At 63.9% G+C, this 23,231-nt stretch carries 27 protein-coding genes and 1 tRNA gene; 12 read left to right on the top strand and 16 right to left on the bottom strand.

What is annotated here, in order from left to right; genetic code table 11:
• The first annotated feature begins 27 nt into the window (after window positions 1-27).
• Window positions 28-100, top strand: a tRNA-Arg gene (locus P0648_RS03265).
• Between the two features lie 289 nt (window positions 101-389).
• The gene (locus P0648_RS03270) at window positions 390-998 is read left to right on the top strand and encodes a hypothetical protein (RefSeq protein WP_276245671.1); all 609 of its coding nucleotides are present in this window, start codon (window positions 390-392) and stop codon (window positions 996-998) included.
• Window positions 999-1,005: 7 nt separating this feature from the next.
• Here P0648_RS03270 and P0648_RS03275 read toward each other — a convergent pair whose 3' ends face one another.
• The 10 genes from P0648_RS03275 to P0648_RS03320 all read right to left on the bottom strand — a co-directional run bounded on the left by P0648_RS03275 (window position 1,006) and on the right by P0648_RS03320 (window position 5,781).
• Window positions 1,006-1,617 carry a VOC family protein gene (locus P0648_RS03275; protein ID WP_277505192.1) on the bottom strand — a complete coding sequence of 204 codons (612 nt, stop codon included), beginning with the start codon at window positions 1,615-1,617 and terminating at the stop codon, window positions 1,006-1,008.
• A 96-nt stretch (window positions 1,618-1,713) separates the two neighbouring features.
• The gene (locus P0648_RS03280) at window positions 1,714-2,049 is read right to left on the bottom strand and encodes a hypothetical protein (RefSeq protein WP_276245669.1); all 336 of its coding nucleotides are present in this window, start codon (window positions 2,047-2,049) and stop codon (window positions 1,714-1,716) included.
• 64 nt (window positions 2,050-2,113) lie between these two features.
• Window positions 2,114-2,509 (bottom strand): hypothetical protein, encoded by a 396-nt coding sequence (locus P0648_RS03285; protein ID WP_276245668.1) that lies wholly within the window; start codon window positions 2,507-2,509, stop codon window positions 2,114-2,116.
• A 26-nt stretch (window positions 2,510-2,535) separates the two neighbouring features.
• Window positions 2,536-2,796, bottom strand: a complete 261-nt coding sequence (gvpM, locus tag P0648_RS03290; RefSeq protein WP_276245667.1) for a gas vesicle protein GvpM — start codon at window positions 2,794-2,796, stop codon at window positions 2,536-2,538.
• Window positions 2,793-3,572 (bottom strand): gas vesicle protein GvpL, encoded by a 780-nt coding sequence (gene gvpL / locus P0648_RS03295; protein WP_277505194.1) that lies wholly within the window; start codon window positions 3,570-3,572, stop codon window positions 2,793-2,795. Before gvpL ends, gvpM begins: the two co-directional genes overlap by 4 nt.
• Complete coding sequence (locus tag P0648_RS03300) at window positions 3,569-3,877, bottom strand: gas vesicle protein K (protein ID WP_276245665.1); 309 nt, start codon at window positions 3,875-3,877, stop codon at window positions 3,569-3,571. The genes gvpL and P0648_RS03300 overlap by 4 nt, the downstream gene beginning before the upstream one ends.
• Window positions 3,864-4,166 (bottom strand): gas vesicle protein GvpJ, encoded by a 303-nt coding sequence (gene gvpJ, locus P0648_RS03305; RefSeq protein ID WP_369685066.1) that lies wholly within the window; start codon window positions 4,164-4,166, stop codon window positions 3,864-3,866. Before gvpJ ends, P0648_RS03300 begins: the two co-directional genes overlap by 14 nt.
• On the bottom strand, window positions 4,159-4,899 hold the full coding sequence (locus tag P0648_RS03310; protein WP_277505195.1) for a hypothetical protein: 741 nt from the start codon (window positions 4,897-4,899) through the stop codon (window positions 4,159-4,161). The genes gvpJ and P0648_RS03310 overlap by 8 nt, the downstream gene beginning before the upstream one ends.
• Before the next feature lie 2 nt (window positions 4,900-4,901).
• Window positions 4,902-5,153, bottom strand: a complete 252-nt coding sequence (gvpG, locus tag P0648_RS03315; RefSeq protein WP_276245663.1) for a gas vesicle protein GvpG — start codon at window positions 5,151-5,153, stop codon at window positions 4,902-4,904.
• Window positions 5,137-5,781: a GvpL/GvpF family gas vesicle protein gene (locus tag P0648_RS03320; protein WP_276245662.1), complete on the bottom strand. Its 645-nt coding sequence runs from the start codon at window positions 5,779-5,781 to the stop codon at window positions 5,137-5,139. The genes gvpG and P0648_RS03320 overlap by 17 nt, the downstream gene beginning before the upstream one ends.
• 151 nt (window positions 5,782-5,932) lie before the next feature.
• Between P0648_RS03320 and gvpA the strand changes: the two genes are divergently transcribed.
• Together gvpA and gvpO are read left to right on the top strand one after the other, a co-directional pair.
• Window positions 5,933-6,187, top strand: a complete 255-nt coding sequence (gvpA, locus tag P0648_RS03325) for a gas vesicle protein GvpA (RefSeq protein ID WP_276245661.1) — start codon at window positions 5,933-5,935, stop codon at window positions 6,185-6,187.
• 4 nt (window positions 6,188-6,191) lie between these two features.
• Window positions 6,192-6,680 (top strand): gas vesicle protein GvpO, halophile-type, encoded by a 489-nt coding sequence (gene gvpO / locus P0648_RS03330; protein ID WP_276245660.1) that lies wholly within the window; start codon window positions 6,192-6,194, stop codon window positions 6,678-6,680.
• 15 nt (window positions 6,681-6,695) lie between these two features.
• Here the strand turns inward: gvpO and P0648_RS03335 are convergent, their stop codons facing one another.
• The gene (locus P0648_RS03335; RefSeq protein WP_276245659.1) at window positions 6,696-7,955 is read right to left on the bottom strand and encodes a hypothetical protein; all 1,260 of its coding nucleotides are present in this window, start codon (window positions 7,953-7,955) and stop codon (window positions 6,696-6,698) included.
• A gap of 86 nt (window positions 7,956-8,041) precedes the next feature.
• On the opposite strand from P0648_RS03335, the gene P0648_RS03340 reads away from it, so the two are divergent.
• On the top strand, window positions 8,042-8,359 hold the full coding sequence (locus P0648_RS03340) for a CHY zinc finger protein (protein WP_276245658.1): 318 nt from the start codon (window positions 8,042-8,044) through the stop codon (window positions 8,357-8,359).
• A gap of 56 nt (window positions 8,360-8,415) precedes the next feature.
• Window positions 8,416-9,378, top strand: a complete 963-nt coding sequence (locus P0648_RS03345; RefSeq protein WP_276245657.1) for an LLM class flavin-dependent oxidoreductase — start codon at window positions 8,416-8,418, stop codon at window positions 9,376-9,378.
• Here P0648_RS03345 and P0648_RS03350 read toward each other — a convergent pair.
• The gene (locus P0648_RS03350) at window positions 9,364-11,133 is read right to left on the bottom strand and encodes a helix-turn-helix domain-containing protein (protein WP_276245656.1); all 1,770 of its coding nucleotides are present in this window, start codon (window positions 11,131-11,133) and stop codon (window positions 9,364-9,366) included. The two genes, P0648_RS03345 and P0648_RS03350, sit on opposite strands and share 15 nt — an antisense overlap.
• Window positions 11,134-11,333: 200 nt before the next feature.
• On the opposite strand from P0648_RS03350, the gene P0648_RS03355 reads away from it, so the two are divergent.
• Window positions 11,334-14,195, top strand: coding sequence for a S8 family serine peptidase (locus tag P0648_RS03355; protein WP_277505197.1), 2,862 nt, complete (start codon window positions 11,334-11,336; stop codon window positions 14,193-14,195).
• A 27-nt stretch (window positions 14,196-14,222) separates the two neighbouring features.
• Here the strand turns inward: P0648_RS03355 and P0648_RS03360 are convergent, their stop codons facing one another.
• Both P0648_RS03360 and P0648_RS03365 read right to left on the bottom strand, forming a co-directional pair.
• Window positions 14,223-14,780, bottom strand: coding sequence for a helix-turn-helix domain-containing protein (locus tag P0648_RS03360; protein WP_277505199.1), 558 nt, complete (start codon window positions 14,778-14,780; stop codon window positions 14,223-14,225).
• A 180-nt stretch (window positions 14,781-14,960) separates the two neighbouring features.
• Complete coding sequence (locus P0648_RS03365; RefSeq protein ID WP_276274586.1) at window positions 14,961-17,180, bottom strand: S8 family serine peptidase; 2,220 nt, start codon at window positions 17,178-17,180, stop codon at window positions 14,961-14,963.
• A gap of 128 nt (window positions 17,181-17,308) precedes the next feature.
• Here P0648_RS03365 and P0648_RS03370 point away from each other — a divergent pair, with 128 nt between their 5' ends.
• A complete protein-coding gene (locus P0648_RS03370) occupies window positions 17,309-17,467 on the top strand; it encodes a DUF1059 domain-containing protein (protein WP_276245652.1) in 159 nt (52 codons plus the stop codon).
• On the opposite strand, the gene P0648_RS03375 is transcribed toward P0648_RS03370, so the two are convergent.
• Window positions 17,468-18,901 (bottom strand): S8 family serine peptidase, encoded by a 1,434-nt coding sequence (locus P0648_RS03375; protein ID WP_277505202.1) that lies wholly within the window; start codon window positions 18,899-18,901, stop codon window positions 17,468-17,470. It lies immediately after the preceding gene.
• 81 nt (window positions 18,902-18,982) lie between these two features.
• Window positions 18,983-19,546 carry a deoxyuridine 5'-triphosphate nucleotidohydrolase gene (locus P0648_RS03380; RefSeq protein ID WP_277505203.1) on the bottom strand — a complete coding sequence of 188 codons (564 nt, stop codon included), beginning with the start codon at window positions 19,544-19,546 and terminating at the stop codon, window positions 18,983-18,985.
• A 128-nt stretch (window positions 19,547-19,674) separates the two neighbouring features.
• Between P0648_RS03380 and P0648_RS03385 the strand changes: the two genes are divergently transcribed.
• From P0648_RS03385 to P0648_RS03400, 4 genes are all read left to right on the top strand, one after another.
• On the top strand, window positions 19,675-21,642 hold the full coding sequence (locus P0648_RS03385; RefSeq protein WP_276245649.1) for an aconitate hydratase: 1,968 nt from the start codon (window positions 19,675-19,677) through the stop codon (window positions 21,640-21,642).
• Between the two features lie 190 nt (window positions 21,643-21,832).
• Entirely contained in the window at window positions 21,833-22,303 is a 471-nt protein-coding gene (gene rimI / locus P0648_RS03390; RefSeq protein WP_276245648.1) for a ribosomal protein S18-alanine N-acetyltransferase, read from the top strand.
• A 39-nt stretch (window positions 22,304-22,342) separates the two neighbouring features.
• A complete protein-coding gene (locus P0648_RS03395; protein ID WP_277505204.1) occupies window positions 22,343-22,756 on the top strand; it encodes a DUF5810 domain-containing protein in 414 nt (137 codons plus the stop codon).
• Window positions 22,757-22,780: 24 nt separating this feature from the next.
• Complete coding sequence (locus tag P0648_RS03400) at window positions 22,781-23,203, top strand: DUF5809 family protein (protein WP_277505205.1); 423 nt, start codon at window positions 22,781-22,783, stop codon at window positions 23,201-23,203.
• The last annotated feature ends 28 nt before the right edge of the window (window positions 23,204-23,231 follow it).

The following is a 23,231-nucleotide window of genomic DNA, read 5'->3' on the forward strand; positions in this document are numbered from 1 at the left end:
ACCCCCCTGCGAGGAATTCACCTGTGAGGGCCCGTAGCTCAGTGGACAGAGTGCTTGGTTCCGGACCAAGATGTCGCGGGTTCAAATCCCGTCGGGTCCGTTCGACTTCGCTTCGCGAAGTCTCACTCCCCCGACGACCGTCGCAAAACCTTCGGTTTTGCTCGGTCTTGTCGGTCCACTCACCATTCCTGCGGAATGGTTCGCTACCCGACTTACTCACACTCGCTGACGCTCGCGTGAGTCCCGTCGGGTCCATTTTCCTGCGAACAACGTGAGCAGTGAAAACGTAACTTGCGAGTCGAGACGGGTCACGCCCGCGGGAAGGTCGTCGTCACCGTGTTGGCAATATTCCACAGAAAGTACTTATCAAATACCCTGATTGTTGAGATATGGACCGCCGCGCTGTGCTCGCGTTCGTCGCTGCCCTCGTCGGGTTTTCCCTCGTCGCTGCACCTGTCACGATGGGCGATTGGGGCGAGCAGGCGTCATTTTCGGTCGACGAAACCAACGGCTCAGAACTTCGTGCAGAGATGCCGGTTCTTCAGTACGAGAATCTCTCGTCACAGGCGCAATCCGTGGTTCGGCGAACGATCGAGTCACCGGACAACCGCCTCACCATCTTCGGGCGAGAGGATATGCCAGACGAGTTTTTCTACAGCGACTACAGCCACCCCGGGCAGGGGCAGTACGCCATCGTCTACGAGGGTCAGTACTACCAACTCGATACCTATTGGAGCGGTGGGTTCCCGATAATCTACACCCTCTTCCAGCTCCCGTTCATCGTGTACGGACTCGTTCTCGTTTCGGCTGCGTACCGAACCGGTGTCGGCGAGCGACCGTGGCAGGGTACTGCCTTGTTTGCGGCAGCAGGAATCACATTCCACCGCCTCGGCCCAGAGTTCGACTTTCCGGTCCTCGACCAGATTGCGTTCGTCGGTCTCGGAGCAATCGCTGTCAACGTCGCCGTCGCGTGGCACCTCTGGAGATCGACCCGCTAGCCGTTCCTCAGACCCCAGTCCCGGTCGGCGCGGCGGGCAGGTCGTGGGCCGTCGCGTCCATTCCTAACGCCTCCAGTGCGGCTTTCATGTGGCGGTCTTCGGCGAAATCGGAGCCGTCGGCTTCGCGCAGTTCTTGGACCTTCGCCAGCACCTCACCGCGACGGTCGTCGGGAATGTCGTACTTGTCGGTCGAGAGTTCGATGACCAGGCCGTTGTTGTCGTGGGTGTAGAGCGAGAAGAAGATGCCCCGGTCGAAGATATTGTAGCGCCGGTCGTCATCCTCGATGGCTTCGACCATCTCCTCGAAGCGGTCGGGCGCGATGCGGAAACAGAGGTGGTGGACCGACCCGACGGCCCCGCGCTGACCGTGAGGATTCGACTTACGGTCGTCGCTCACGAAGAACGTGACGATGCGGCCGTCGCCCGTGTCGAAGAACAGGTGCGTCTGGGAGGGGTCGTCGAGATTTGGCTGCCGGAGCACCAGCGGCATGCCGAGCAGGTCACGGTAGAAGGCAACTGTGTCGGCCTCGTTGCTCCCCCAGATGGTCATGTGGTCGGTACCGGTGGTGTGAATCGGGCTCTCGGGCAGGTCGTGGGTGACGGGTATCTCGGAACTCATGGTCACGTGTCGCCGTCGGCGCGTCGAGACGCCGAACGTACCTGAAACTACTCGAGACAGCCCCATAACACGGGCAGTAACACCGACGTCAGTTGGTCAGTACGCTTCGTCGCCCACTGAGTCGATTCGCGTCGCGTCGTCATCGCCGTGTTCAAGCACGACTGCGTGGCGAGTGTGGCGGACGTGCGTCTCGGCCCAGCGTCGGGCCGGCCCCTCCGAAAGGAACTGGTCGCCGTCGGGGCACTGCTCGCAGTCGGCTATCCACGGCGTCACGTCGTCGGGGAAGTGCCCGGTGTGGCGCATGTGGTCGAGCGCGAACTGCTCGAACGACTGGTTGCCGACGCCGAGTCGGTCGAGTTCGTAGGAGAGGTCCCACTCCCGGTCACAGCGCGAACAGGTGACGGTCGGGGTGTCGTCTACGTGCTCTGTCACGGGAGGGGATTCGACGTGCGACCACTTCTATCTGAACTTCCCGAAGGCTCGCCTAAGCGCAGTCTCAGTAGATGCTCTCAGTGGGGTGGCGCGGCGCGGCGAACGATTCGTAGAACCCGCCGAAGTACCGGTGCACCTCGTCTGCGAAGTGCGCCTCGACCGACTGGCACAGCCCCTCGTCGTCGGTCTGGTCTGCGAGCGCCTGGAGGGCGACGCGGTGTGCGCGGCCGAGTAGCGTGGTCCGGTTCGTCGTCACCGAGACCAGGTCGCGGTCGACCGTGTCGAGTTGGACGAGTCGGTGGGGGTGCGTTTGTTCCCCCAGCCACAGCTCACGGATGGTGATACATTCTGGGTCGATGTCGGTAATCCGACCACTTACCGTCTGGAGTCTGTGGGAGCGAGGCGAGACGTAGTCGATAGAAATCAGCGCACCGGTTGTGAACTCTTCAGGGGGCCGCATTACCATCTCTCAGGCGTGACAAGAAATTAAAGTGTTCGGTCAGTGGGTACGTCGGGCGTCTCGTCCGTCGTCTCCTCGGTGCTTGCTCGAATCTCCTCGTCCCACTCAGTGAGCAGGCCGTACTCGGTCATCGCCTGCATGCCGGCGACCGCCGCCGAGAGCTGAATGCCGACGAGTGGAATGTCGGCGACCGAAATCACGAGGTCGGCCTGCACGACGACGCCCTCTCTGAGAACGACGTCCACGAAGTCGGCCAGCGCTTCCTCGTTTTTCTTGGTCGGCTTCATTCCGGCACGCCCTCCGAGACGTGCGTGTAGGGGGGCCACGGGCCGGTGTACCGGACCTCGACACCCTCTTCTGCGGCCACCTCGTCGAGCAGGTCTCCGATGGCGCTCGCCCCCTCGTCCGTCGCGAGGACCGACACGCGGGCGACGACCTCACCTTCTGTTTCCTGCCCGCCGATTTCGAGCGACTGGTCGTCGAGCGCCGCGACCGCCTTCGCGTGTGGCGCAACCCGGGATTCGAGGTCGTCCTGTACTGCGGCTTTTCGCTCTCGGGCCAATTCGGCGACCCGCTGGTCGCGTTGCTTTTCGAGGAGGAACCGTTTGCCGGGAGCCGCATCTTCGAGTTTTGCGTCGAGTTCCGCAAGTCGGTCGTCGTTCTCGTCGGTCGCCGGGCGGTCGTCAGTCCAGACGACCTCGATGCGGTACTCCCAGTGGCCGGCAAGTTGGTCGAGCTGGGTCGCAATTTGCTCGCTGTCGTCTCGAAGCCACTCGCGGACGCCGTCGTCACCGCCTTCGAACACCGTGTTAAAGCGCAGCGGAAGCGGCGTGCCAAACGTCTCGCCCACCTCGTCGACGATGGCGAGGTGGTCTACGAGCAGGCGCTGGACGGCTTCGGCGTCGTCGCGCTCGAAGGCGGCGTCCTGTGGCTGGACGAGTGCGCCGACCGCCCCCTCTCGGACGAGGTAGGCGTCGGTTCCGTCAAGCCCGACGGTGCGGTAGGTGTCCGGTCCGTCTGCGACTGAGACTGCACAGAAGACGTACCGTCGGTCGGCGGTCATTGCGCCCTCCGTTCCAGTCCAGCCGCGTCGTCGGGGAGTTCGAGCGCCGACTCGATGAGGCCGTTCAGGTCACCTCTGAGGCGGTCGACGTCGTCTTCGATTCCCTGGTCGCGTTTGAACTGTTCCAGTTCGTCTTCGAGCGTCGCGAGTCGCTGGCCGAGGCGTTCTATCTCCTCGTCGGTGAGCGTCTCTGACTCCATTCGACGGATGGCTTCGCGCTCCATCACTTCGAGCAACACGTCCGCAATCGTGGCGACGAGTGTGACGAGGCCGCCGTCTTCTCCGTCTACGTCAATCGTCGTCATCGTGCTCCGACTCGACGGTCATCGATGTTGCGTCGATTGGCTCTTCTTCGAGTTCGGGCCGGCCGGACGCCTGTTCGACGCGCTCCATGTCGGTGCCACTCGGGAATTCGAGGCCGTACTGGGCGGCCGTCTCGAACGACGCGAGCGCGGCGCGAATCCGGATGTCGAGCAGTTCGGTGTCGCCGACCGACACCGCGATGTCGGCGTTGATGACGACCCCCTTGTCCAAGAGCATCTCGACCATGTCTGCGAGGTCGCCCTGCTGGCGGGTCGGGCGGCTACTATCCATCGTCGTCCTCGAACCGATTGCCGTAGATGCGCTTTCGATTCGGTGCGGTCGAGTACTTCGTCTCTGACGGCACGGTCGAGTAGCGCGTTCCCGGCGTCGATTTCGGCTTGCTGTTCGGGACGGTCGAGACGGCGGTTGGACTTCTCGACTTCGGTTTTCTCGAATCGGGCGTCGTCTTCTCGCGATTCTTGTCGTGGAGTTCCTTCAGCCGAGCGCGCGTCTTCAGCAGTTCCTCGCGGAACTCGTCTACGGCGTCGCTCGCCTTCTTCTGGATGGCGAGTTGGCTGAACTCGTCTAAATCGTCCGGCGAGTCCACTACCTCGTCTTCGACGTCTGGCGTCGGCACGTCGAGTTCCTCGTCGCCTTTGAGCGCCGCGACCAGTTTTCGGCCGTGTCGCCACGTCTCGCGGACGTCCATCGCCTCCCATGCGTCCTCACCGTCTGCGGCGTCGGGCACGTCAGCCACGTCGAGTGCCTCGGCCACGTCGCGCTCCGTGATGGCCTCTTTCAGGTCGTCCTCGTCGATGGCGTCGGGAACTTCGCGCAGATTGATGGCCTGCGCGAGTTCGCTCACGTTGATGGTCTCGGCCATCGCTTCGGCCTCGTCTTTCGCCGTCTTCACACGGTTTACTTTCTCCGGGGCACGGTCTTCGACTTCCTCGGAGATGGTCTCTGCAACGTCGGCCGCGACGTCTTTTGCCTTGTCCAGTTTGTCTTCGGTGTTTGAATCCATGGTTAGCGTTTCACCTCGATTCTGCTCCCGACCCGTTCGTGGGCGCGGCGGGCCGCCTCCAGTTCGGCTTCCAGCGCTGCCTTTCGTTCCTCGTACTCGGCTTTCGACAGGTCGCCGAGTTCGTACAGCAACCGGTTTTCCTTGATACGGTCGCGTATCTCCTCGACGTCGTACAGCTCGGTGAGCGCGACCGAGTGGATAGCGTCGAGGATGGCGAGCAGCGGTCGAAAGAGCAGGTCATCGATGAGGAACATTGCTCCGAGAGCCGCTGATTTCGATGTCTACGAAGTTGTACGGGGCCCACGGGCCGGTGTACTGGACCCGGAGGTCCGGGTAGTCGGCTTCGAGTTCGTCAACCGCCTCGTCGAATGCCTCGCGCTTCTCGCGGGCGACGAGATACGACCGGTTCAACACGATGAGGTCACTGAACAGGTCGCCTTCTGCGACTTCGTCGGCTACGGTGGCGAGACGCTCCGCCGCGTCCTCGCGAATCGTCTCCGTGTCCACGTCGGTGTCCTGTTCTGCGACGAGTTTGACGCCGAGTTCGACCATCCCCTCGGTGTCGCGGAGTGCCTTGGTGAAGGCTCTGCGGCCCCCGCGCAGGATGTTCTTCACGCCGCGTGCGGAGTCGAACACCATCCCGAACTGCATCGGGACGACGGTGTGTCCGCCACCGTGCTCCATCACGGCCTGCAACACGTCGTCGTGAGCGCGGGCGTTCTCGTCGGTTTCCTCTGGGTCCTCCACGTCGATATCCGAGACGACGGCGGAGAACGGCGGGTAATCGACGGTGGAGACGTGACTCGCGCCTTCCACGCCCGCCACTTCGAGGTCGAGCGTCGTTTTCTCCAGTACGCCGTAGACGTAGTAGTTGCTCGTCATCGCCCCACTGCCCGGCTGTGTTCGGTCTGGCGGTTCATCGTTCCCGTAACCGTTTGCGGTACCACCTTCTAATAGTGACGGCCAAACGTTCTGGAAAATTTAAATGTTGGCCTCAACGAATAAAGGGCCTCACGAGAGATGGGTAGAGGCTATGGCAGGTTCCCAACCAGACACCTCAAGTCTCGCAGACGTGCTCGACCGCATCCTCGACAAGGGCGTCGTCATTGACGTGTTCGCCCGCCTGTCGGTCGTGGGCATCGAACTGCTCACGGTCGAGGCGCGCGTCGTCGCCGCCTCCGTGGACACGTTCCTCAAGTACGCGGCGGAGATGAGCAGGATAGAGCAGGTAACACAATCTGGTGACTTAGAGGACATCCAGGAGTTCGAAATCAAGGCGACGAGCTAGAGTCATGAGCGATTCCGAGGCAGCCCAGTGTCACGCGCTCACCGAGGGTGGCGAGCGCTGTGGCCGGACGGCCGCAGACGGGAAGTTCTGCTACCAACACGACGAGAGCGACCCGACCGTGGACGACGCGGACGAGTCCCAGGACGCCGCCAACCAGCAGGAATCGACGGAAGATACCCAGCAAGCTGAGACGGGACAGGCGGACGGTGGCCAGCAGGAAGACGACTCAGTCTCGTCCATCCTCGACGTTCGCTCGAAGGTCGAAACGACATCAGCCGACCTCATCGGCCACGACCTCGACGGCGTCACCGAAGTGATGCAGGACGGCGACGAGGGCTGGCGAGCGGTCGTCGAAGTCGTCGAACGCCATTCGGTTCCCGACACCCAGGACATCCTCGGCCAGTACGAGGTGCTCATCGCGGGTGACGGGTCGATACAGGGATACAGTCGCCTCGGCCGGTATCGACGCGCCGACACCGGTTCGCGGGCGTGACCCACGCGGCATTTTTCACCGACTGACTGGATTACGAAGCGCCCAGACGTCGGTCTCCGGGTCCAGTCGGTTCGGTTCGCGTCCTCGTTCCGTGAGCAATCCGACGTGATAGAGCATCGCTTTCAACTGAAATACGGTGGGTGAGTGGTACACGTCGCCGTCTGCGAGCGCCGCCTGCCGGAGCTTCCCGTCCGTGTCCAGCACTGCCTGCCGGGCCTCGGCGGTTCCGCGGATGAACAACTCGACGGTGAACGAGGGATGCTGCGTGAACAACGAGGTCACGAGGTCGACGAGCGTCGGATTTGGCTCGTTCCACTCGTGGAGTTCCTCCAGTTCCGCGACGAGCAACTGGGTCGCCGGGTACGCGAAGACGACGCGCCGGGCGAGCTGTCCCCACCGTGGAGCCTCGGTCGAAAAGCGACTTCGCGTCCGCTTCCAGTCTGCGAACCGTTCGAGCGCCGCCCGCACAGACCCCTCTTGCTCCTGGGCGAATCGGGCAACTTCTCGGCCAAGCGGCGTCAGTCGGTCGCGTCCGAGGGAGGTGTCAACGAGGCCGAGAAACGCGGCCCCCTGTCTGGCGCTCGCCGTGTCCCCGACGACGTGCGTTTCGAGAAGCCGGTCTGCCTCCTCTCGGTGCTGCGCCTCAGCCATCGCCAGCGCGTAGCCGAGATAATTTTTCGGATGATTCAACCCGAACGACTTGTTCGCGACGCCCTGTGCGCTCGCCTGAAAGCGGATTGCGTTCGCCCCCTCTGCGCCGCGATGCCCGACCAGCCGCGGGACGACGGCCGGTTCGACGGTGCCACCCGGACCGACGCCGAGGATGCCGACGTTCAACTCGCGGGCGAGGGTCTCGTCGGTTTGCGTGATTGCGTCGGCTGGAGCCGCGAGGAAGGCCGCGTTCGCCTCGTCGAGGCGGTTGTACGCCTGCACGATGCCCCGTTCCGTGTCCACCAGTCGGTTCGCGGTGTATCCCTTCGATTCGACCACGACGAGCGGCGGGTCGTCACCGAGGCGGTCGACGGCGAGCAACTCGGGGTCGAGTCGGGTGACGCCGACGAGGTCGGGGTAGCCGTTCCCAATCTGGACGTGGTTGAAGGGGGCGAGTTCCGCGACCACATCCTGTCGTATCTGCTCGCCCGCGAGCCACGTTCCGGTCGAAAACTGCGTGTCCGTGACCGCGTAGCTCTGGGGGTCCTCCGCGTTCGGGAAGAGCCGCCGTTTCGTGTGCGCGAGGACGTACGGCTCAGAGAGCGATGCAGACGAGCTGGCCATGGCTCCCATTTTTCGACGAGTGACAAAAGCGTTGAGCTGGCCGCAGTGACAGAACCTTCAACCCACCCCACGCAGAACTCTCACCCATGCCCGATGTTAGGGGCGTCGCCGTGGACGCAGCGACGCGGTGTGCCCACTACGACTCGTCGCTCGACGTCGTCGCGCTCAAGTTCGCCTGCTGTGAGACGTACTACCCGTGTTTCGAGTGCCACGAGGCGGTGGCCGACCACCCGGCGACGGTCTGGCTCCGCGACCGGTTCGACGAACCGGCGGTGCTGTGTGGCGTCTGCGAGACGGAACTCACGGTCACCGAGTACCTCGACGCGGCGAACGAGTGTCCCGCGTGTGAGGCGGAGTTCAATCCGGGCTGTCGCGCTCATCACGACCGGTACTTCGAGACGTAAGTTGCAACGGTTGCGTCCTGGGCTAGCTACTTATCCACACACCCGATTGTGAACCCATGCACCTCGGGAGTATGCTGCCAACCCATTGTACCGGCGAGTACCGCGTCCCCGCGGAGACGATTCGCTGGTGGGCCCGCGAAGCGACCGACGCCGGCTTTCACGGCCTCTGGGCGCTCGACCACGTCGTGAAGCCAGAACCGTACCGGACCAGTCTTCTAGACCCCCTCATCGCACTTTCGCACGCCGCGGCCGTCGCGCCCGCCGCCAACCTCGGCACCTCGATTCTCATCGCGCCGCTGCGGCGCACCGCGAACATCGCCTCGCAGGCGCTCTCGCTCCAGCACTTGAGCGATGGGCAGGTCACCCTCGGCCTCGGCGCGGGGTACGTGCCAAAAGAATTCGAGGTGACGGGCGTCCCGCACAACGAACGCGGGCCGCGTCTCAGCGAGGCCGTGGAGGTACTGAACCGCCTGTTCGCCGGAGAGGCGTCTTTCTCTGGGCGATTTCACGAGTTCGAGGACGTACGCATCGACCCGGTACTGGACGCGCCGCCGAACTTGCTCGCGGGCGGGTCGTCGGTTCGCGACGAAGACGGAAACCGACGCATCCCGCGGCCCATCCTCGACCGAATCCTCGACTGCGGCGGCTGGCTGGCCCGGCCGACCAACCCCGAAAAACTCGAAGCCGAGTGGAACATCATCGCGGACCACGCCCGCGACCGGGGCGTCGACCCCGACTCGCTGCGTCGCGTGATGCTCCAGTACGTCCACGTCGTGGAGACTGACGACCGAGAGGTGGCCCATCGCGAGCAAAAGGCGGCCTTCGAGGACTTCCTCGCGGCCGACCGGGATTTCGACTACGCACAGGAGTTCTGTCTCACCGGCACCCCAGACGACATGCGGGCCGACCTCGCCGCCGTCGAACGCCTCGGGTTCGACGAGGTCATCCTCGGACAGGTTGTTCACACGCCCGAAGACCTCGAAAAACAGCTCTCCCTCCTGCAGTCAGCGTTCTTCTAGCCCCGACCCGTCGGCCATGACGCGCTGTGGTTCGCCTGGCGTCGGTTCGAGGTCGGGCGACAGCGCCGCCTTCGCCGCAGGCGAGAGTCGGTTGATGACCGCACGGCCCTCTCGCTCGCGCTTCACGATGTCGTTCTCCTCGAGGCGCTGGAGGTGGTGGGTGACCGTGCTCGGGTCGCGTTCTAAGTCCCCGGCCAGGTCGGAGACAGACGAGGGGCCGAGTCGCGAGAGCGCGTCGAGGACGGCCGCGGTGGCCTCGTCTGCAAGCGCCGCGGCGAGTTCGATGTCCGCGGCCTGCGAGACGTAGAAGCGGCGCTTGCCGCGGACTTTCGCCCCCGAGACCAACTTCTCGCGTTCGAGGACGCGGATGTGGTGGCGGGTCGTCGAGAGCGGAATGTCGGCGCGGGTCGCCACCTCCGAGAGGTACGCCCCGGGCGACTCGTTGATGACCTCGTAGACGGCTTCGCGGCCGTCGTGTTCGAGTGGGTCGGAGTCATCGAACCGACTGTACCGGAACGGCGCGACAATGCGGAACAGGCGTTCTATCGCGTCGGTGACCCTGTTGACTTGCGTCCTCACTAGCGGGTGGGTCGCCTGCCCTGCCGCCTGTCCGAATCCTGAGAGGTCGACGGCGGAGCCATAGCGGAAGACGCCGGCGGTGACGATTGCGCCGATACCGAGGGCGATACCCGTCTCGTCGTCTACTGGTTCGGGGATGTTGACCGCGGAGAGCGCGGCAAGTGCGCCGTCGGTCCCGGTCGAATCGCCCGTTGGCGTCCGCCCGTCTTTTTCGCCGCCTTCGATCTGTGCGCCTCCAGAGTCACCGTCGAAGGCGGCCCCGCCGGCGGGTGCGGGGGTCTCTCTGTCGGGTTCCTTGCGCTCGTCAGTCTCGTCGGCCGTCGCACGCGCGTCGTCGCTCGCCGGGGCGGGAGTTTCCGCACCGTCACCTGACTGCTCGTCGTCACCGACAAACGTCGTGGTGGCCGGCGCGTCCTCGCTCAGCGTCGCGTCGTCCGCGCCGGGGACGCTCTCACCGGCCGTCGCTACCGTGTCCGTGACGGGTTCGCTTACCGTCTCGAGATTCTCTGTGTCCCCGTCGAGCTGTGAGGTTTCCGTCCCAGAATCGAGTTGGGGTGTTTCATTGCCGGCATCCAATGCTGGCGTCTCCGTGCCGTCGTCGAGTTCGGCGTCTCCGGTGTCGCCGAGTGAGACCTCGGTCGTGCCATCTGGCGAGGGGGCGACGGTCTCCGTCGCGTCGTCCATCTTCTCGGTGACCGTTTCGACGGTCTCGTCGGTGTCCGAGAGCGTGTCGTCTACCGTCTCGGTCACGGTCTTTGCCCCATCTTCGACGGTCGAATCCGTGTCCTCGGCGGTCGATGCCGCGTCATTGAGCGTCGAATCGACGGTGTCGGTCACGGTCGTCTGGGCGTCGTCGGTCGTGTCCGTTGCCGTCTCCTCGACTGCGGTGGCGGTGTCCTCGACGGTTTCACTCGTTTCTTCGACGGATTCGTCCGTTCCGTCGAGCGTCTCACTCGTCTCGTCCTTGACCGCTGTGCTCGTGGATTCTGTGCTGTCTGTGAGCGTGTCAGTCGCGGTCGGTGCTTCGGTCGTTGTCGTCGTCTCGGTGGTCGTCTGCGTGTCGGAGAGCGTGTCGGTGGTCGTCGTGTTCGTCGTCGTTCCGTCGTCAGAAAGCGGGTCGTCAGGCGTCGCCGCGACGGTGGCCGGGACGGCGAGAAGTGATGCGACTACGAGCATTATTCCCAGCACCCGTAACCCCCCACTGTTGTCAATGATTTTCATGACACGGGATACCTGCCTGCACCGCTGATACTCCGATTTTCCTGTACAACCGGATATACATTGTGGTTCTATCACGATTGTTCAGACCCACGTTTGGACAGAGTTGTCAGAATTTCTTTTTAGACAGGTGGTTACGAGTGACATGCGCAACGCGTATGACAGAACAAAACACACCCACCATCGAGCTTTCGCGGCGGGCACTCCTCCAGGCGACGGGCCTCGCGGCGGGAGCCGGCCTCCTCGGAACACAGGCAACCGGCAACGTACGAGCACACGCGAACATTCATCCGGAATATGCGAACTTCCGCGTCTTAGAGGCCAGCAAGGTCTGGGCGCGCGGCTATCGCGGCCGAGCCGACCGGGCTATCGGGCTGACCGACTCGGGCATCGACGCTCGCCACCCGGACATCGGGCCGTGGAACGGCGTCCTCGCGCTCGTCCGCGACGGCGAACTCAAACTCACGCGACCGGCCGAAAACGACCTGACGGAGCACACCCTCGACGGCGAAACCTACGAGTACACGGGCACGCTCGCGACGGGCACGTTCGTCACGCCGACGACGGCCACCCACGAGTTCACGACCCCTGCGCTTCCCGACGAAGCGAACGAACTCGAAATCGACGCCACGATGACCTGGGAACCGGAGAACCAGGACGCAGACGTCACGAGCGCCGGCGAGGACCTCGAACTCTACCTCGACAAGCAACAGGCGGACGGCAGTTGGCAGCGCGTCGCCTCCTCTACGAACGCCGGACAACCGGAGGAGATTCTGGAAATCGTCGAACCCGAGGCAGTCTATCGGTTCGTCGTCGAATCCTACATCAACGTCATCGCGGACTACACCATCGCAGGCGGGTACGTCTACACGACGGGCGAAATGACGACGTATCCGGCGTCGTCGAGCGTCGCCTTCGCGGACGTAGACGCAGACGACGTCACCTCGACGATGCCGAAAGTCATCGGCTGGTACGATGCTGGCACGCGCTACGGGAGTCTCGACAAACCCCGCGACCCCGACGGCCACGGGTCGCACTGTTCGTCCATCATGGGCGGGTCCGGGCGGGCGAGCGCCGTAGACGCGACCACCGTCGTCAAAGAGGAACCGAACGCCGTCCTCATCGCCGGTGATTTCCTCGAATACTCTGTTCCCGCAGAGGCGGGGACGGGCGTCTTCATCAGCGCCTACGGCGAGGCCATCGAACTCATCATCGAGGGGCCAAACGGTGAGGAACTCGACAGCTCGGAAGTCGGCAGCGACACGAGCCTCGTGGACAACAACGTGGCCGAAGCACCGGTCACCGAGTCCGGAACCTATACGTGCTACGTCCGGCCCGCGGGCGGCGAGGCGGCCTCGACAGGCACGGTGGACTCGGTCCGCGTTGGCGCATTCCTCGCCCCGGACGAGACGGTCGCAGACCGCCTCGAAACAGGCGACCTCTCGTTGCACGCCGGCCTCGCGCCGAACGCGAGTCTCGTCGGCCTTCAGGGACTCTCCGGCCCGACGGTAGATCTCGGCACCCACGCAGAATCCTTCGCGAGTACGTTCAACATGCGCGCGGTCAACATGTCGTGGGGCTACGTCGGCGGCCTCCCGCTTGGCGCGGCTGGCGGCTTCCTCGACGACATCCCGGCGAGCATCAAACAGATTGCAGAGGGCGGCATTCTCACGCTCGCCGCGGCGGGTAACGCAGCGACGCCAGCCAACGGCAACGGTGCACCCGGCATCGCAGACGAGGCCGTCTCCGTGGCCGCGACCGGCCCGCGCGACGGTCTGGTCGCCTACTCCTCGGGCGGCGTCGGCGGCGTCGACGAAGACGACGACAGCGTCTACATGAAACCCGACGTCACCGCGCCCGGCGGGTCGCTCACCGACCTCGCGAACGCAGCAGAGGCGCTCAGTTCCGACATCGAGGACGATGACGCAGACGTGCGCGACTACACGGGCAAGGCGGGCACGTCGATGGCCGCGCCGTACGTCACGGGCACGACGGGTCTCGTCGCGGAGGCGATGGAGAGCACAGAGGCACCCACCGCAATCCGCCTCCCCGAGCCAGCACAGACCAAGTTCGACGACGTGATGCGCCTGAAGCAGGTGCTCCTCGCCACGGCTACGGAGACGGCCTTTACCGCCGCGCCGTACCACCGGGCGCACGTCCCGACCTACGAGTTCGGCGGCCGCGACCCCTACGAGGGCTTCGGCCGCGTGAACCCGGACGCCGCGGTGGACGCGGTCACGTGCCCGCTCACCGACAAGGGCGCGGAAGTCGTCGGCCTGAACGTCCCCGCGGACTCCCGAGCGGTCGCTGGCCACCTCACGGAACCCGGCGTCTACACCGTCGACCTCTCGTTCAGCCACTACGCGGGCGGGAACAAGGGCATGGCCGAGGAGAACCCGCACTTCGACCTGTTCGTCTACGACGCCGCGAACCCGGCGGCGAACGGCGAGCCGAACGTCGTGACGAAGGCACAGGGACTCACGGGAGACGCTTCGGTCTCCTTCACGCTCGAATCCGGCGTCTACTACGTCGTCACGAAACTCGTGAACGTCCCCGGCGCGGTCAACGGCTACGACGTGCAGGCGCACTTCGACCTCGACACCACCCGGACGGAACTCCCGTTCTCGGTCACGGGAACGCGCAGCGACGACGGGTCGGTGTTCACCGGCGGGCAGACGAATCAGCTGGACATCGAACTGAGCGACGCAGACGGGCCGATGTACGTCCGTGACGTGGTCCCCGCCGCGTGGACGGTGGACACCGAATACGGCGACGTCGTGTCCGTCGAACAGGGCGACGGCGTCCAGTACGTCTACCTCACGGGCACGTCGGGCGACGGCGTCGAGTCACTCGCTGCGAGCTACTTCGCCGAGGCACCTGCCTCGCTCGAAGAGAGCAACGTCTACACCTTCGGCGACGTCGAAGTCCTCCCAGTCAACCGCGACGCCTACGCTGGCGACGGTTGGGTCGCGGTGGCTGGCACGAGCGACGACAACACGGTGCTCGGACAGAGCACGTAGACCGCGACAGCGGCTTTTTTGAGAAGGTCAGCAGTCGTCTTCGCCGAACCCCGACCCGTCGGCCATGAGGCGGGGTTGTGGCATCGATTCCTCACGCACCGCCGGGGCAAGTGCATCTTTTGCCTCTCCGGCGAGGGCGTTGATGACGACTCGGCCCTGTCGCTCGCGCTCAACGAGGCCAGCGGCGGCGAGGCGCTGGAGGTGATGGGTGACCGTGCTCGGGTCGCGTGCCAGGTCGTCTGCGAGGGCCGAGACAGAGACCGGCCCGAGTCGTGAGAGTGCGTCGAGGACAGCCGCGGTGGCCTCGTCTGCGAGCGCCGCCGCCAGTTCGATGTTGGTCGCGTTCGAGGCGTACACCCGGCGTTTGCCACGAATCTTGGTTTCCGCGACCAGGTTTCCGCGTTCGAGGACGCGGATGTGGTGGCGGGTCGTCGAAAGCGGAATGTCGGCGCGAACCGCGACGGCGGACATGCAGATACCGGGTGACTCGCGGATGACGGAGAAGACGGTCGCACGCCCCTCGTGGTCGAGGAGGTCGTTCGAGTCTGTACGGCTGACACATGTGGAGGAAAGACGCATCATCATCACGATTATTCAGGCAATACGTGATGAGCGGACAGCCGACAAGTAGGCACAACCAAAGCCGTTAGGTGTGGGTCGTGTTGACAATATTTGCCGTATGTAACTCCCGTGGCGGAGTTTCAGAACCAGAGAATACGGTTCGTTCGGGAATCAAGCCGATGGTTCGAAAAGTCGAGAGGTCGATTAGCTAGTGTCGACGCCGCCGACGGTGTTGCTGTCCGTCCCGGTGAGAGTGACGGATTTCGACTCGTCGAACGTCGAGATTGCTTCTGCGGGGCCGAACTCGTAGGTGCCCGTCGAGTCTGGCGCTTCGAGGAAGTACGTCCGGGTGACCGGGTCGTCGTCTTCGCCGACGGTGCCGACCGGGTTCGTGAACTCGACGTAGCGCGTGCCGTCTTCGGTGTAGACGGTGGCGTCGTCACCGCCGACGAGCGTCCAGTCGAACGGAATCGCGTCACGGACGAACGCTGAGCCGGTGGAACTGTCCACGGTGATGTCCACGCGATTGGTCTGGCCCGCGGTGAACACCGACCCGTCGTCGGCCCGGGACCCCGTGGCCTCGAACACGGTGTCCGTGGCGGTCGAATCGAGACTCGTCAGGTCCACGTCCTTGAACTTCGCCGGATGCGGTTTGTTCTCTTCTGCGAGTTTGACGGCGGCCACCGCATCGACGAATCCGGCACCCATGTTCGCCGGGTTGTAGTCGCCGCGCACGTCCTTCGCGCTCGCCTCCATGATGAGGAGCACGTCGAGCGGGTCGGGGTATTCGCCGTGGTTCTGGTAGTAGGCGTCCACGACGAGCGTGCAGACGCCCGCCGTGACGGGACAGGACATGCTCGTCCCGGAGATGCGTCCGTACCAGATTTCACTGTCCTGTTCTTCTGGACCGCTCAGTCCGGCGTATGCCTGGAGTGGGTCGTCCGGCGACAGCGTGCTCATCACGAGGTTGCCGTTCGCGCCGACGCCGTTGCGATAGATGCCGAACGGCCCTTCGGGCTGTTGGCCCTTCGGCGGGGCCTCGCGTGAGACGAGGTCGATGGTCCAGGACGCGCTGACGTTCGCGTACGGGACGATTTCGAAGAAGTACGTCTGGCCACCGTTGACCGCACCTGCGACGTGCTCTGGATTGTCGAGCGTCGCGCCGCTGGCCACGACGGGGCCGTCTTTCGCCCCCTGATGGAGGTAGATGTCCAAGTCCTGTCCAGGTGGCGTCCACGACACGTCGGCTTCGACGTAGCCCGCCTGTTCGGGGGCGGTCCACTCCTGGTACACTGAGTCGCCCACACCGGCATCGCTGGAGCCGGGACCGACGGTTCCGGAGTAGGATTCCTCGGTGAGCACTGGCTGGTCTGCGAGGTTCGCGTCGAAGTAGTCGGTCAGATTCGAGAGGGCGAGTTCGCGGTCGTACTGTGCGCCCTCGCCGCCGCCGTCGTAGTCGGCGAACCGGCCGCGCGAGGAGAAGTCGGTGACGCTCTTGTCGTCCATCGTCGCCGCGACGCCGAGGACGTGCGGTGCCTTGGTGTAGTTGTTGAGCGTGTTCTCGCCGGGCCCGGCGTTGCCCGCGGAGAAGACGGACAGGATGTCCCGCTGGAAGGCTTCCCACGTCGCGACGTTGAGCGCGTCGCTCGGCACGAAGTCGTCCGGACTGGACGTACCGTAGGAGTTGGAGACGATTTGCACCTCGGTTTTGCCCTGTTCGACCCGCGAGAGCAGGTGGTCGTACGCGCCGACGGCCTGGAGGATGAGCAAGGTTGCACCCGAAGAGTAGACGGTCAACTCGGCGTCCGGAGCCATCCCCTTGTACTTCCCGTCGCTCGCGGTGCCGTCGCCGGCCACCGACCCCGAGGTGTGGGTGCCGTGACCGTTGTCGTCGGTGTCCGCGGGGCCGGCGTCCACCCACATCGTGCCTTCGTCGAGGGGGTCTACGTACCGCCAGTTGTGCTGGAGGTTCGTCTCGTGGTCGGGGTGGTCGCCGTCGATACCGGAGTCGATGACGACCGAGTGGGCTGTCTCGCCGGTGTAGAACAGGTTGTTCTGGACGATGTCCGCGCCCGTCGCCTCGCGGGAGTCCTCGTTGTGATAGTCGAGTTCACGGTTGGCCTGAACGTAGCGAACGGCTGGAATCTCGGCGACCGTCGCTATCTGGTCGCCGGTCAGTTTCGCGTAGCCAATCGGGAGGACGTCGAATTTGAAGTACCCTGCATCCAGGTCGAACTGCGAGAGTAAATCGACGTTGTCGTTCGAATCGAAGACGACCAGCACCTCCTGGAGGTCGGCCGAGTCCGTCTCGAGCTGCCCGTCGATAGTCGGTGTCTGTGCGACGCCGCTTCCCGTATATGGAAGGAGTGTCGCCGCGCCCGCCGCGCCCGTCGCTTTGAGTACACTGCGTCTACTGAAGCGCATGGCACTAGCCAACACGTAACTATAAAACAGTGTTCTGACAAAACCATCCAACTGTCTGCTTGGTTCGGCAAACAGTTCGTCAATCTGACCCAACACAACGCTTTCTTCTTTGAGTGTGTATCTCTAGCATGGCATACGAGTACGAATGTCCGGTTCCGGACTGTGGCTTTCGCGTCCGGGCGAGCAGCGAGTACGAGGCGTTCGAGCACGCGGAACTGCACGCAGAGGAAAAGCATCTGGTGTGGCACTCCGGAGCGGTCCTCCGGGAGTCTACCAGAGTGGTCTGATTATTCCGAGACGATGTCGACTTCGCTGAAGTCGGCGAGGTTTCCGTTCGCGGCCCGGGTGACGGCGGCGTCACCGTCGACGAACCCGGCACCGATGTTCGCGGGGGTGTAGTCCGCACGGACTTCGTTGCTCTCGGCTTCGATGGTGTTCAGCACGTCGAGCGGGTCGGGGTAGGACCCAGTCGCGTCGTAGTAAGCGTCCACGACGAGCGTGGCAATTCCGGCGGTGACGGGACAGGACATGCTCGTCCCGCTGAGCGGGCCGTAGTACAGGTCGTTGCCGCCACCCGTCGCGTTGAGCGGGTCGAGCGGTGAGAGCGTGCTCACGACGGCGTTGCCGGGTGCGCCGACGCCGTTGCGGTAGAGGCCGACCGGTCCACTCACCGACTCGCCGTCGTGATGGGCGCGGAGGTTGTCGAGTGCCGTCTGCCGGTCGTAGTTCGTCTCGCCCGCGTACGAGGACGCCCGCCCGCGCGAGGAGAAGTCGGTGACTGCTTTCTGGTCGTTCGTCGCAGCCACGCTGAGCACGTGGGGCGCTTTCGCGTAGTCGTTGAGGGTGCTGTTCGCCGGGCCGCTGTTGCCCGCGGAGAAGACGGGGAGGATGCCCGCCTCGAAGGCTTCCCACGTCGCGACGTTGAGCGCGGCGTCGGGGTCGTAGTCGTTCCCGCTCGCGCTCCCGTATGAGTTGGAGACGACCTGGACGTCGGTGTTCCCGGCGAGTTTTTCGGAAACGAGATGGTCCATCGCCGAGACGGCGTGGATGACGAGCAGCGTCAGGCCCGCCGAGTAGACGGTCAGGTCCGCGCTCGGAGCCATCCCGCGGTTGGCCTCGGTGTTCGACCCGTCGCCAGCGATGGAGCCACTCGTGTGCGTGCCGTGGCCATTGTCGTCGGTGTCGATGGAACCGACGTCCACCCAGAACGTCGTGCCCGAGGACCCGAGCGGGTTGAGATAGCGGTAGTTGTGCTGGAGGTTCTCCTGATGGTCGGGGTGGAGGGCGGAGATTCCGGAGTCGATGACAGCGGTGTGGGCGTTGTCTCCCTTGTAACCGAGGTCCGACTGGACGGTGGAGACGCCGGTCACCTCGCGGGCGTCCGCGTTGTGATAGTCGAGTTCCTTGTTCGCCTCGATGCGCCGGACGCTGTCCCAGGAGGCGACTTCTTCGATTTGACTGCCGGTGAGTCGTGTGTACCCGATGGGGAAGACGTTCATCCCGACGAACCCGTCGAGCAGGTCCAGCTGGGAGAGCAGTGAGACGTTCTCCCTCTGGTCGAACACCACGAGGACTTCCTGTGCGTCGTCGCTCGTGAGGTCGAGCAGGTCGTCGACGAGCGGGAGGGAGGCTCCTGCACTGCCGGAGGCGAGTGTCGTTCCGAGTCCAGCCGCGCCGATTCCTTTGAGGAAGGTCCGTCGTGGCGTGTTGTGACGTGCCATGGAACCTTCCACGGGCAAGCTCAATTAAAATCTGTCGCTATCGGAATTAATTTATAATTTAATTAATAAAATTGAAAGCTCTCAGTCGATATTTTCGCCCTGGTAGCTCCCCTCGTAGACATCCTCGTGGTCCGCGTCGGCGAGGACGAGCTGGGCGATGCGTGCGCCGTGTTCGATTTCGATGTCGTGGTGGACCTGCAGGAGGCCTTCGCCTTTGCCCTCGTAGCCGGCGTCCCAGACGGCCGTGTTCAGCATACAGGAGTTACGAAGGAGCGACGAGCGCGGGTAGATGAACCCGACGTGGTCCTCGGGGATGGAGACGATTTCGGCGTAGCGCACGATGTACCCGCCTGGTGGCAGGTAGTAAGCGTCGTTCGGGTCGGGGTCCTCCGGGGGCACTTCGACGACCTGTTCGCCCGCGAGTTTCTGGCGGTCGCCCACTTCCTTCCCGTCCATGCCGATGCGGCCGGGTTCGCGCTGTTCGAACACCGCTTCGAGCGTGAGGTCGATGCCGTTCGGTTGAATCTGGTCGGCGGTGACGGGGGTCACGTGGTCTGCGACGAATTGCCCGCTTCTGAACATACTGGAGGGTGACTGGCCCGATAGCAAAGGTCTGCCGAAATTCAAAACCGTGTACGTTACCATGTGTCTATCAGATTCCAAGAAAATGGCAATAATTTCGAGAAAGTTGCCGACGAAACCGGTGTTTATGATGGTTTTCCATGGCTAATTTCACGGGATTTATAACCGTGTAGCCTGCATCTCAAGCCGTTATGGGACAGACGCTTACGGAAAAAATTCTTGCTGACCACCTCGTCGAGGGGGAACTCGAGACAGGTGAGGAAATCGGCATCGAGATCGACCAGGTCCTCGCACAGGACACGACGGGGACGCTCGTCTGGCTCCAGTTCGAAGCCCTGGAAATGGACGAGGTCCAGACGGAACTCGCAGCCCAGTACTGCGACCACCAGACCTACCAGTTCGACTTTAAGAACTCCGACGACCACCGCTTCCTGCGCTCTGCGGCCGGGACTTTCGGCGCATATTTCTCTCGCCCCGGCAACGGTATCTGTCACAACGTCCACAAGGAGAACTTCGCCGCACCCGGCAAGACGCTCCTCGGCTCTGACTCGCACACGCCAACGCCCGGCGGCCTCGGCCAGCTCGCCATCGGCGCGGGTGGCCTCGACATCGCCGTCGCCATGGGCGGTGGCCCGTACTACGTCGAGATGCCTGAAGTCGTGAACGTTCGCCTCGAAGGCGAGCTTCCAGAGTGGTCTACCGCGAAGGACGTCATCCTCGAGATGCTCCGTCGCCTCTCGGTCAAGGGCGGCGTCGGCAAAATCTTCGAGTACACCGGCCCCGGCGTCGAGACGCTCACCGTCCCCGAGCGTACGACCATCACCAACATGGGTACGGAACTCGGCGCGACGTCCTCTATCTTCCCAACCGACGAGAAGACGAAGGACTTCCTCTCGAAGGTCAACCGCGAGGACGAATACGTGGACCTCCAGCCGGACGAGGACGCGGAGTACGACGACGAAATCGTCATCGACCTCTCCGACATCGAACCGCTCATCGCGTGCCCGTCCATGCCGGACAAGGTCGTGCCAGTCCGCGAAGTCGCTGGCACCGCAGTCGACCAGGTCATGGTTGGCTCCTGTACCAACGGTGGCTACACCGACATGCTCCCGGCCGCGAAGATGGTCAAAGGCCGCGAAGTCAACAAGAAGACGGAGTTCATCGTCGCTCCCGGTTCCAAGCAGTCTGCGGAACTCCTCGCCCGTGAGGGCTGGGTCGCAGAGATGATGGCCGCTGGCGTCAACTTCTCCGAGGCAACCTGTGGTGCGTGTATCGGTATCGGTCACGTGCCAGCCTCCGACTCCGTCTCCCTGCGGACGTTCAACCGCAACTTCGAAGGCCGCTCCGGCATCGAGGACGACAACGTCTACCTCTGCTCGCCGGAAGTCGCCGCCGCCGCCGGTCTCAAGGGCGAAATCGTCGACCCACGAGACTTCGCCGAGGAACTCGGTGACCTCGAAGCACCCGGCGCAGAACTGCCCGAGAAGTACGACGGTTCGAAGGCCGACATCATCACGCCGGACGAGGCCGTCGACGACAGCCTCGTGAAGGGCCCGAACATCGGCGACGTCCCGCTGAAGGACCCACTCGACGCCCACCTCGAAGGCTCGGCACTCCTCAAGATGGAGGACAACATCACGACCGACCACATCATCCCTGCAACCCAGGACATCCTGATGTACCGGTCTAACATCCCGAAGCTCTCCGAGTTCACGCTCTCGCGTGTCGACCAGAGCTTCGCCCAGCGTTCCCTCGACTCCGACGGCGGCTTCCTCGTCGCCGGCGAGAACTACGGGCAGGGTTCCTCCCGCGAACACGCCGCCCTCTGTCCGATGTACCTCGGCATCAAGGGCGTCTTCGCACAGTCGTTCGCCCGCATCCACAAGGCGAACCTGTTCAACTTCGGACTCGTCCCGCTCGTCATCGACGAGGAGACGTACACCACGCTCGAACAGGGCGACGACATCGAAATCGTCGACGACGTCGCAGAAGGTGTCCGTGAGGGCAAAGAAGAGTTCACGGTCCGCGTCAACGACGACTGGGAGTTCACCGCCGAACTCGAAGCCTCCGAGCGCGAACGCCGCATCCTCGCAGACGGTGGCAAACTGCCACACACGAAGATGCAGACCGAAGGCGGCGCCGCACCGGCGGACGACTAACGAACCTCTCACGTTTTCGATTTTTACGAACCTGAGCGTCTGCTAACATGTTCTGCGGTGTCCCGAAAAGGATACTGAGGTTGGGGTTGGGGGAACACCCTCACTTGGGTGCAATTATTACACTGTATTTGTAAGTTAAAAAAACTTTCGTCCAAACGTGATATATAGCGTCCAGTGCGTACCCTCTCTCGTGACCACGACGGCCGAGGGTGCGGGCGGACCGGTCGAGATTCGGGAAGCGACCCTCGCAGACCTGCTCGCCGTATTTCGCATCGAACGCCAGTCGTTCCCCCAGCCGTGGCCCTACGCTGCCTTCGAGTTTTTCGTCGACGAACCGGGCTTCCTCGTCGCCGAGGCGGGCGAGGTCGTCGGCTACGTCGTCGCAGACATCGTGCCGAACCACGGGCGGCCAATCGGCCACATCAAAGATTTCGCCGTCGCGCCCGACCATCGCGGCCAGGGCATCGGCGCACGCCTCCTTGAGCGGGCACTGGTCGTCCTCGCAACCAACGCTGTCGAGACGGTGAAACTCGAAGTCCGGGAGTCGAACGAGGCGGCCCAGTCGCTCTACCGGCGGTACGGCTTTATGCCCCACCACCGGATTCCTCGCTACTACGAGGATGGCGAGGACGCGCTCGTGTTCGTCAAGTCCGACAACTGAGACGAGTCCCTTTTTTCGACGGCCCCCGTCTAGCCGGACATGGGATACGCCTGCCCGGTCTGTGACGCGCCACAGATGGACGGAAAACACCTCGCCAACCACCTCGCGTTCACCGCGATGCTCGGCAACGCCGACCACGAAACGTGGCTCGACGAGCACGCGCCGGGCTGGTCCGACGAGGGACATCGCGAACTCGCCGCCCGCGTCACCGAGTTCGCTGAGGAACGCGAGTATCCGCAGGTGTTCGAGGACACGACGGACCAACACGACCACGAACACGACGACGACGTGCGCCCGGGCGACCTGTTCGAGGACGATACCGAGAACCTCCCCCACGACATCGAACCGCCGGAGCAGTCGCCACAACTCGACGCAAAAACGCAGGAAGCAATCGAGGAGGCAAAACGCATGGCGAAGGCCCACCGCGAGGCCGACGAAGACGAAAACGCGTAACTGCCCCGCCCACGTTCACCACCCATGCACGAAGACGGCCTCTTCGCACCCGAAACGGTAGCCGACGCCCGCGAGCAGTTCGAACAGGTCGGCCCGGCCGCCCAACTCGTCGTCCGCGAGACGGCGAAAGCGATGGACTTCGACCGCACGGAGTACCACGACCGCGTCACCGGCGACGTGGTTACGACCGCGCGAAACGCCCTCTTTTCGTCGCTGCTTACCGTCACCGTGGGCACCCGCGAGGAATTCGACGAGTGGTGTGCGGCCCACCAGAGCTACGAGGTCATCGAAGCCGGGAGCGAGACGGTGGACAACGTCGTCTGGCACGTCGCGCCCTTCGCCGACACCGTCGTCGCGGCGACCTTCCAGAACGAACCCGAGGCGGCCATCGCTACGCTCCGTCGCCAGGCGTTCGGTCGCATCTACCGCGACGTGCTGCTCGACTAACGAGGTGCTTTTTCGCGTCCGGCTCGAA

Origin of the sequence: Haladaptatus sp. DYSN1, assembly GCF_029489995.1 — an archaeon.
In the GTDB taxonomy this organism is placed as follows: domain Archaea; phylum Halobacteriota; class Halobacteria; order Halobacteriales; family Halococcaceae; genus QDMS2.

What these genes read in the sequence shown, in the direction of transcription:
- P0648_RS03270 (WP_276245671.1), top strand. Translation starts at nt 390, where the DNA reads ATGGACCGCCGCGCTGTGCTCGCGTTCGTCGCTGCCCTCGTCGGGTTT.
- P0648_RS03275 (WP_277505192.1), bottom strand. Translation starts at nt 1,617, where the DNA reads ATGAGTTCCGAGATACCCGTCACCCACGACCTGCCCGAGAGCCCGATT.
- P0648_RS03285 (WP_276245668.1), bottom strand. Translation starts at nt 2,509, where the DNA reads ATGCGGCCCCCTGAAGAGTTCACAACCGGTGCGCTGATTTCTATCGAC.
- gvpM (WP_276245667.1), bottom strand. Translation starts at nt 2,796, where the DNA reads ATGAAGCCGACCAAGAAAAACGAGGAAGCGCTGGCCGACTTCGTGGAC.
- gvpL (WP_277505194.1), bottom strand. Translation starts at nt 3,572, where the DNA reads ATGACCGCCGACCGACGGTACGTCTTCTGTGCAGTCTCAGTCGCAGAC.
- P0648_RS03300 (WP_276245665.1), bottom strand. Translation starts at nt 3,877, where the DNA reads ATGACGACGATTGACGTAGACGGAGAAGACGGCGGCCTCGTCACACTC.
- gvpJ (WP_369685066.1), bottom strand. Translation starts at nt 4,166, where the DNA reads ATGGATAGTAGCCGCCCGACCCGCCAGCAGGGCGACCTCGCAGACATG.
- P0648_RS03310 (WP_277505195.1), bottom strand. Translation starts at nt 4,899, where the DNA reads ATGGATTCAAACACCGAAGACAAACTGGACAAGGCAAAAGACGTCGCG.
- gvpG (WP_276245663.1), bottom strand. Translation starts at nt 5,153, where the DNA reads ATGTTCCTCATCGATGACCTGCTCTTTCGACCGCTGCTCGCCATCCTC.
- P0648_RS03320 (WP_276245662.1), bottom strand. Translation starts at nt 5,781, where the DNA reads ATGACGAGCAACTACTACGTCTACGGCGTACTGGAGAAAACGACGCTC.
- gvpA (WP_276245661.1), top strand. Translation starts at nt 5,933, where the DNA reads ATGGCAGGTTCCCAACCAGACACCTCAAGTCTCGCAGACGTGCTCGAC.
- gvpO (WP_276245660.1), top strand. Translation starts at nt 6,192, where the DNA reads ATGAGCGATTCCGAGGCAGCCCAGTGTCACGCGCTCACCGAGGGTGGC.
- P0648_RS03335 (WP_276245659.1), bottom strand. Translation starts at nt 7,955, where the DNA reads ATGGCCAGCTCGTCTGCATCGCTCTCTGAGCCGTACGTCCTCGCGCAC.
- P0648_RS03340 (WP_276245658.1), top strand. Translation starts at nt 8,042, where the DNA reads ATGCCCGATGTTAGGGGCGTCGCCGTGGACGCAGCGACGCGGTGTGCC.
- P0648_RS03345 (WP_276245657.1), top strand. Translation starts at nt 8,416, where the DNA reads ATGCACCTCGGGAGTATGCTGCCAACCCATTGTACCGGCGAGTACCGC.
- P0648_RS03350 (WP_276245656.1), bottom strand. Translation starts at nt 11,133, where the DNA reads ATGCTCGTAGTCGCATCACTTCTCGCCGTCCCGGCCACCGTCGCGGCG.
- P0648_RS03355 (WP_277505197.1), top strand. Translation starts at nt 11,334, where the DNA reads ATGACAGAACAAAACACACCCACCATCGAGCTTTCGCGGCGGGCACTC.
- P0648_RS03360 (WP_277505199.1), bottom strand. Translation starts at nt 14,780, where the DNA reads ATGATGATGCGTCTTTCCTCCACATGTGTCAGCCGTACAGACTCGAAC.
- P0648_RS03365 (WP_276274586.1), bottom strand. Translation starts at nt 17,180, where the DNA reads ATGCGCTTCAGTAGACGCAGTGTACTCAAAGCGACGGGCGCGGCGGGC.
- P0648_RS03370 (WP_276245652.1), top strand. Translation starts at nt 17,309, where the DNA reads ATGGCATACGAGTACGAATGTCCGGTTCCGGACTGTGGCTTTCGCGTC.
- P0648_RS03375 (WP_277505202.1), bottom strand. Translation starts at nt 18,901, where the DNA reads ATGGCACGTCACAACACGCCACGACGGACCTTCCTCAAAGGAATCGGC.
- P0648_RS03380 (WP_277505203.1), bottom strand. Translation starts at nt 19,546, where the DNA reads ATGGTAACGTACACGGTTTTGAATTTCGGCAGACCTTTGCTATCGGGC.
- P0648_RS03385 (WP_276245649.1), top strand. Translation starts at nt 19,675, where the DNA reads ATGGGACAGACGCTTACGGAAAAAATTCTTGCTGACCACCTCGTCGAG.
- P0648_RS03395 (WP_277505204.1), top strand. Translation starts at nt 22,343, where the DNA reads ATGGGATACGCCTGCCCGGTCTGTGACGCGCCACAGATGGACGGAAAA.
- P0648_RS03400 (WP_277505205.1), top strand. Translation starts at nt 22,781, where the DNA reads ATGCACGAAGACGGCCTCTTCGCACCCGAAACGGTAGCCGACGCCCGC.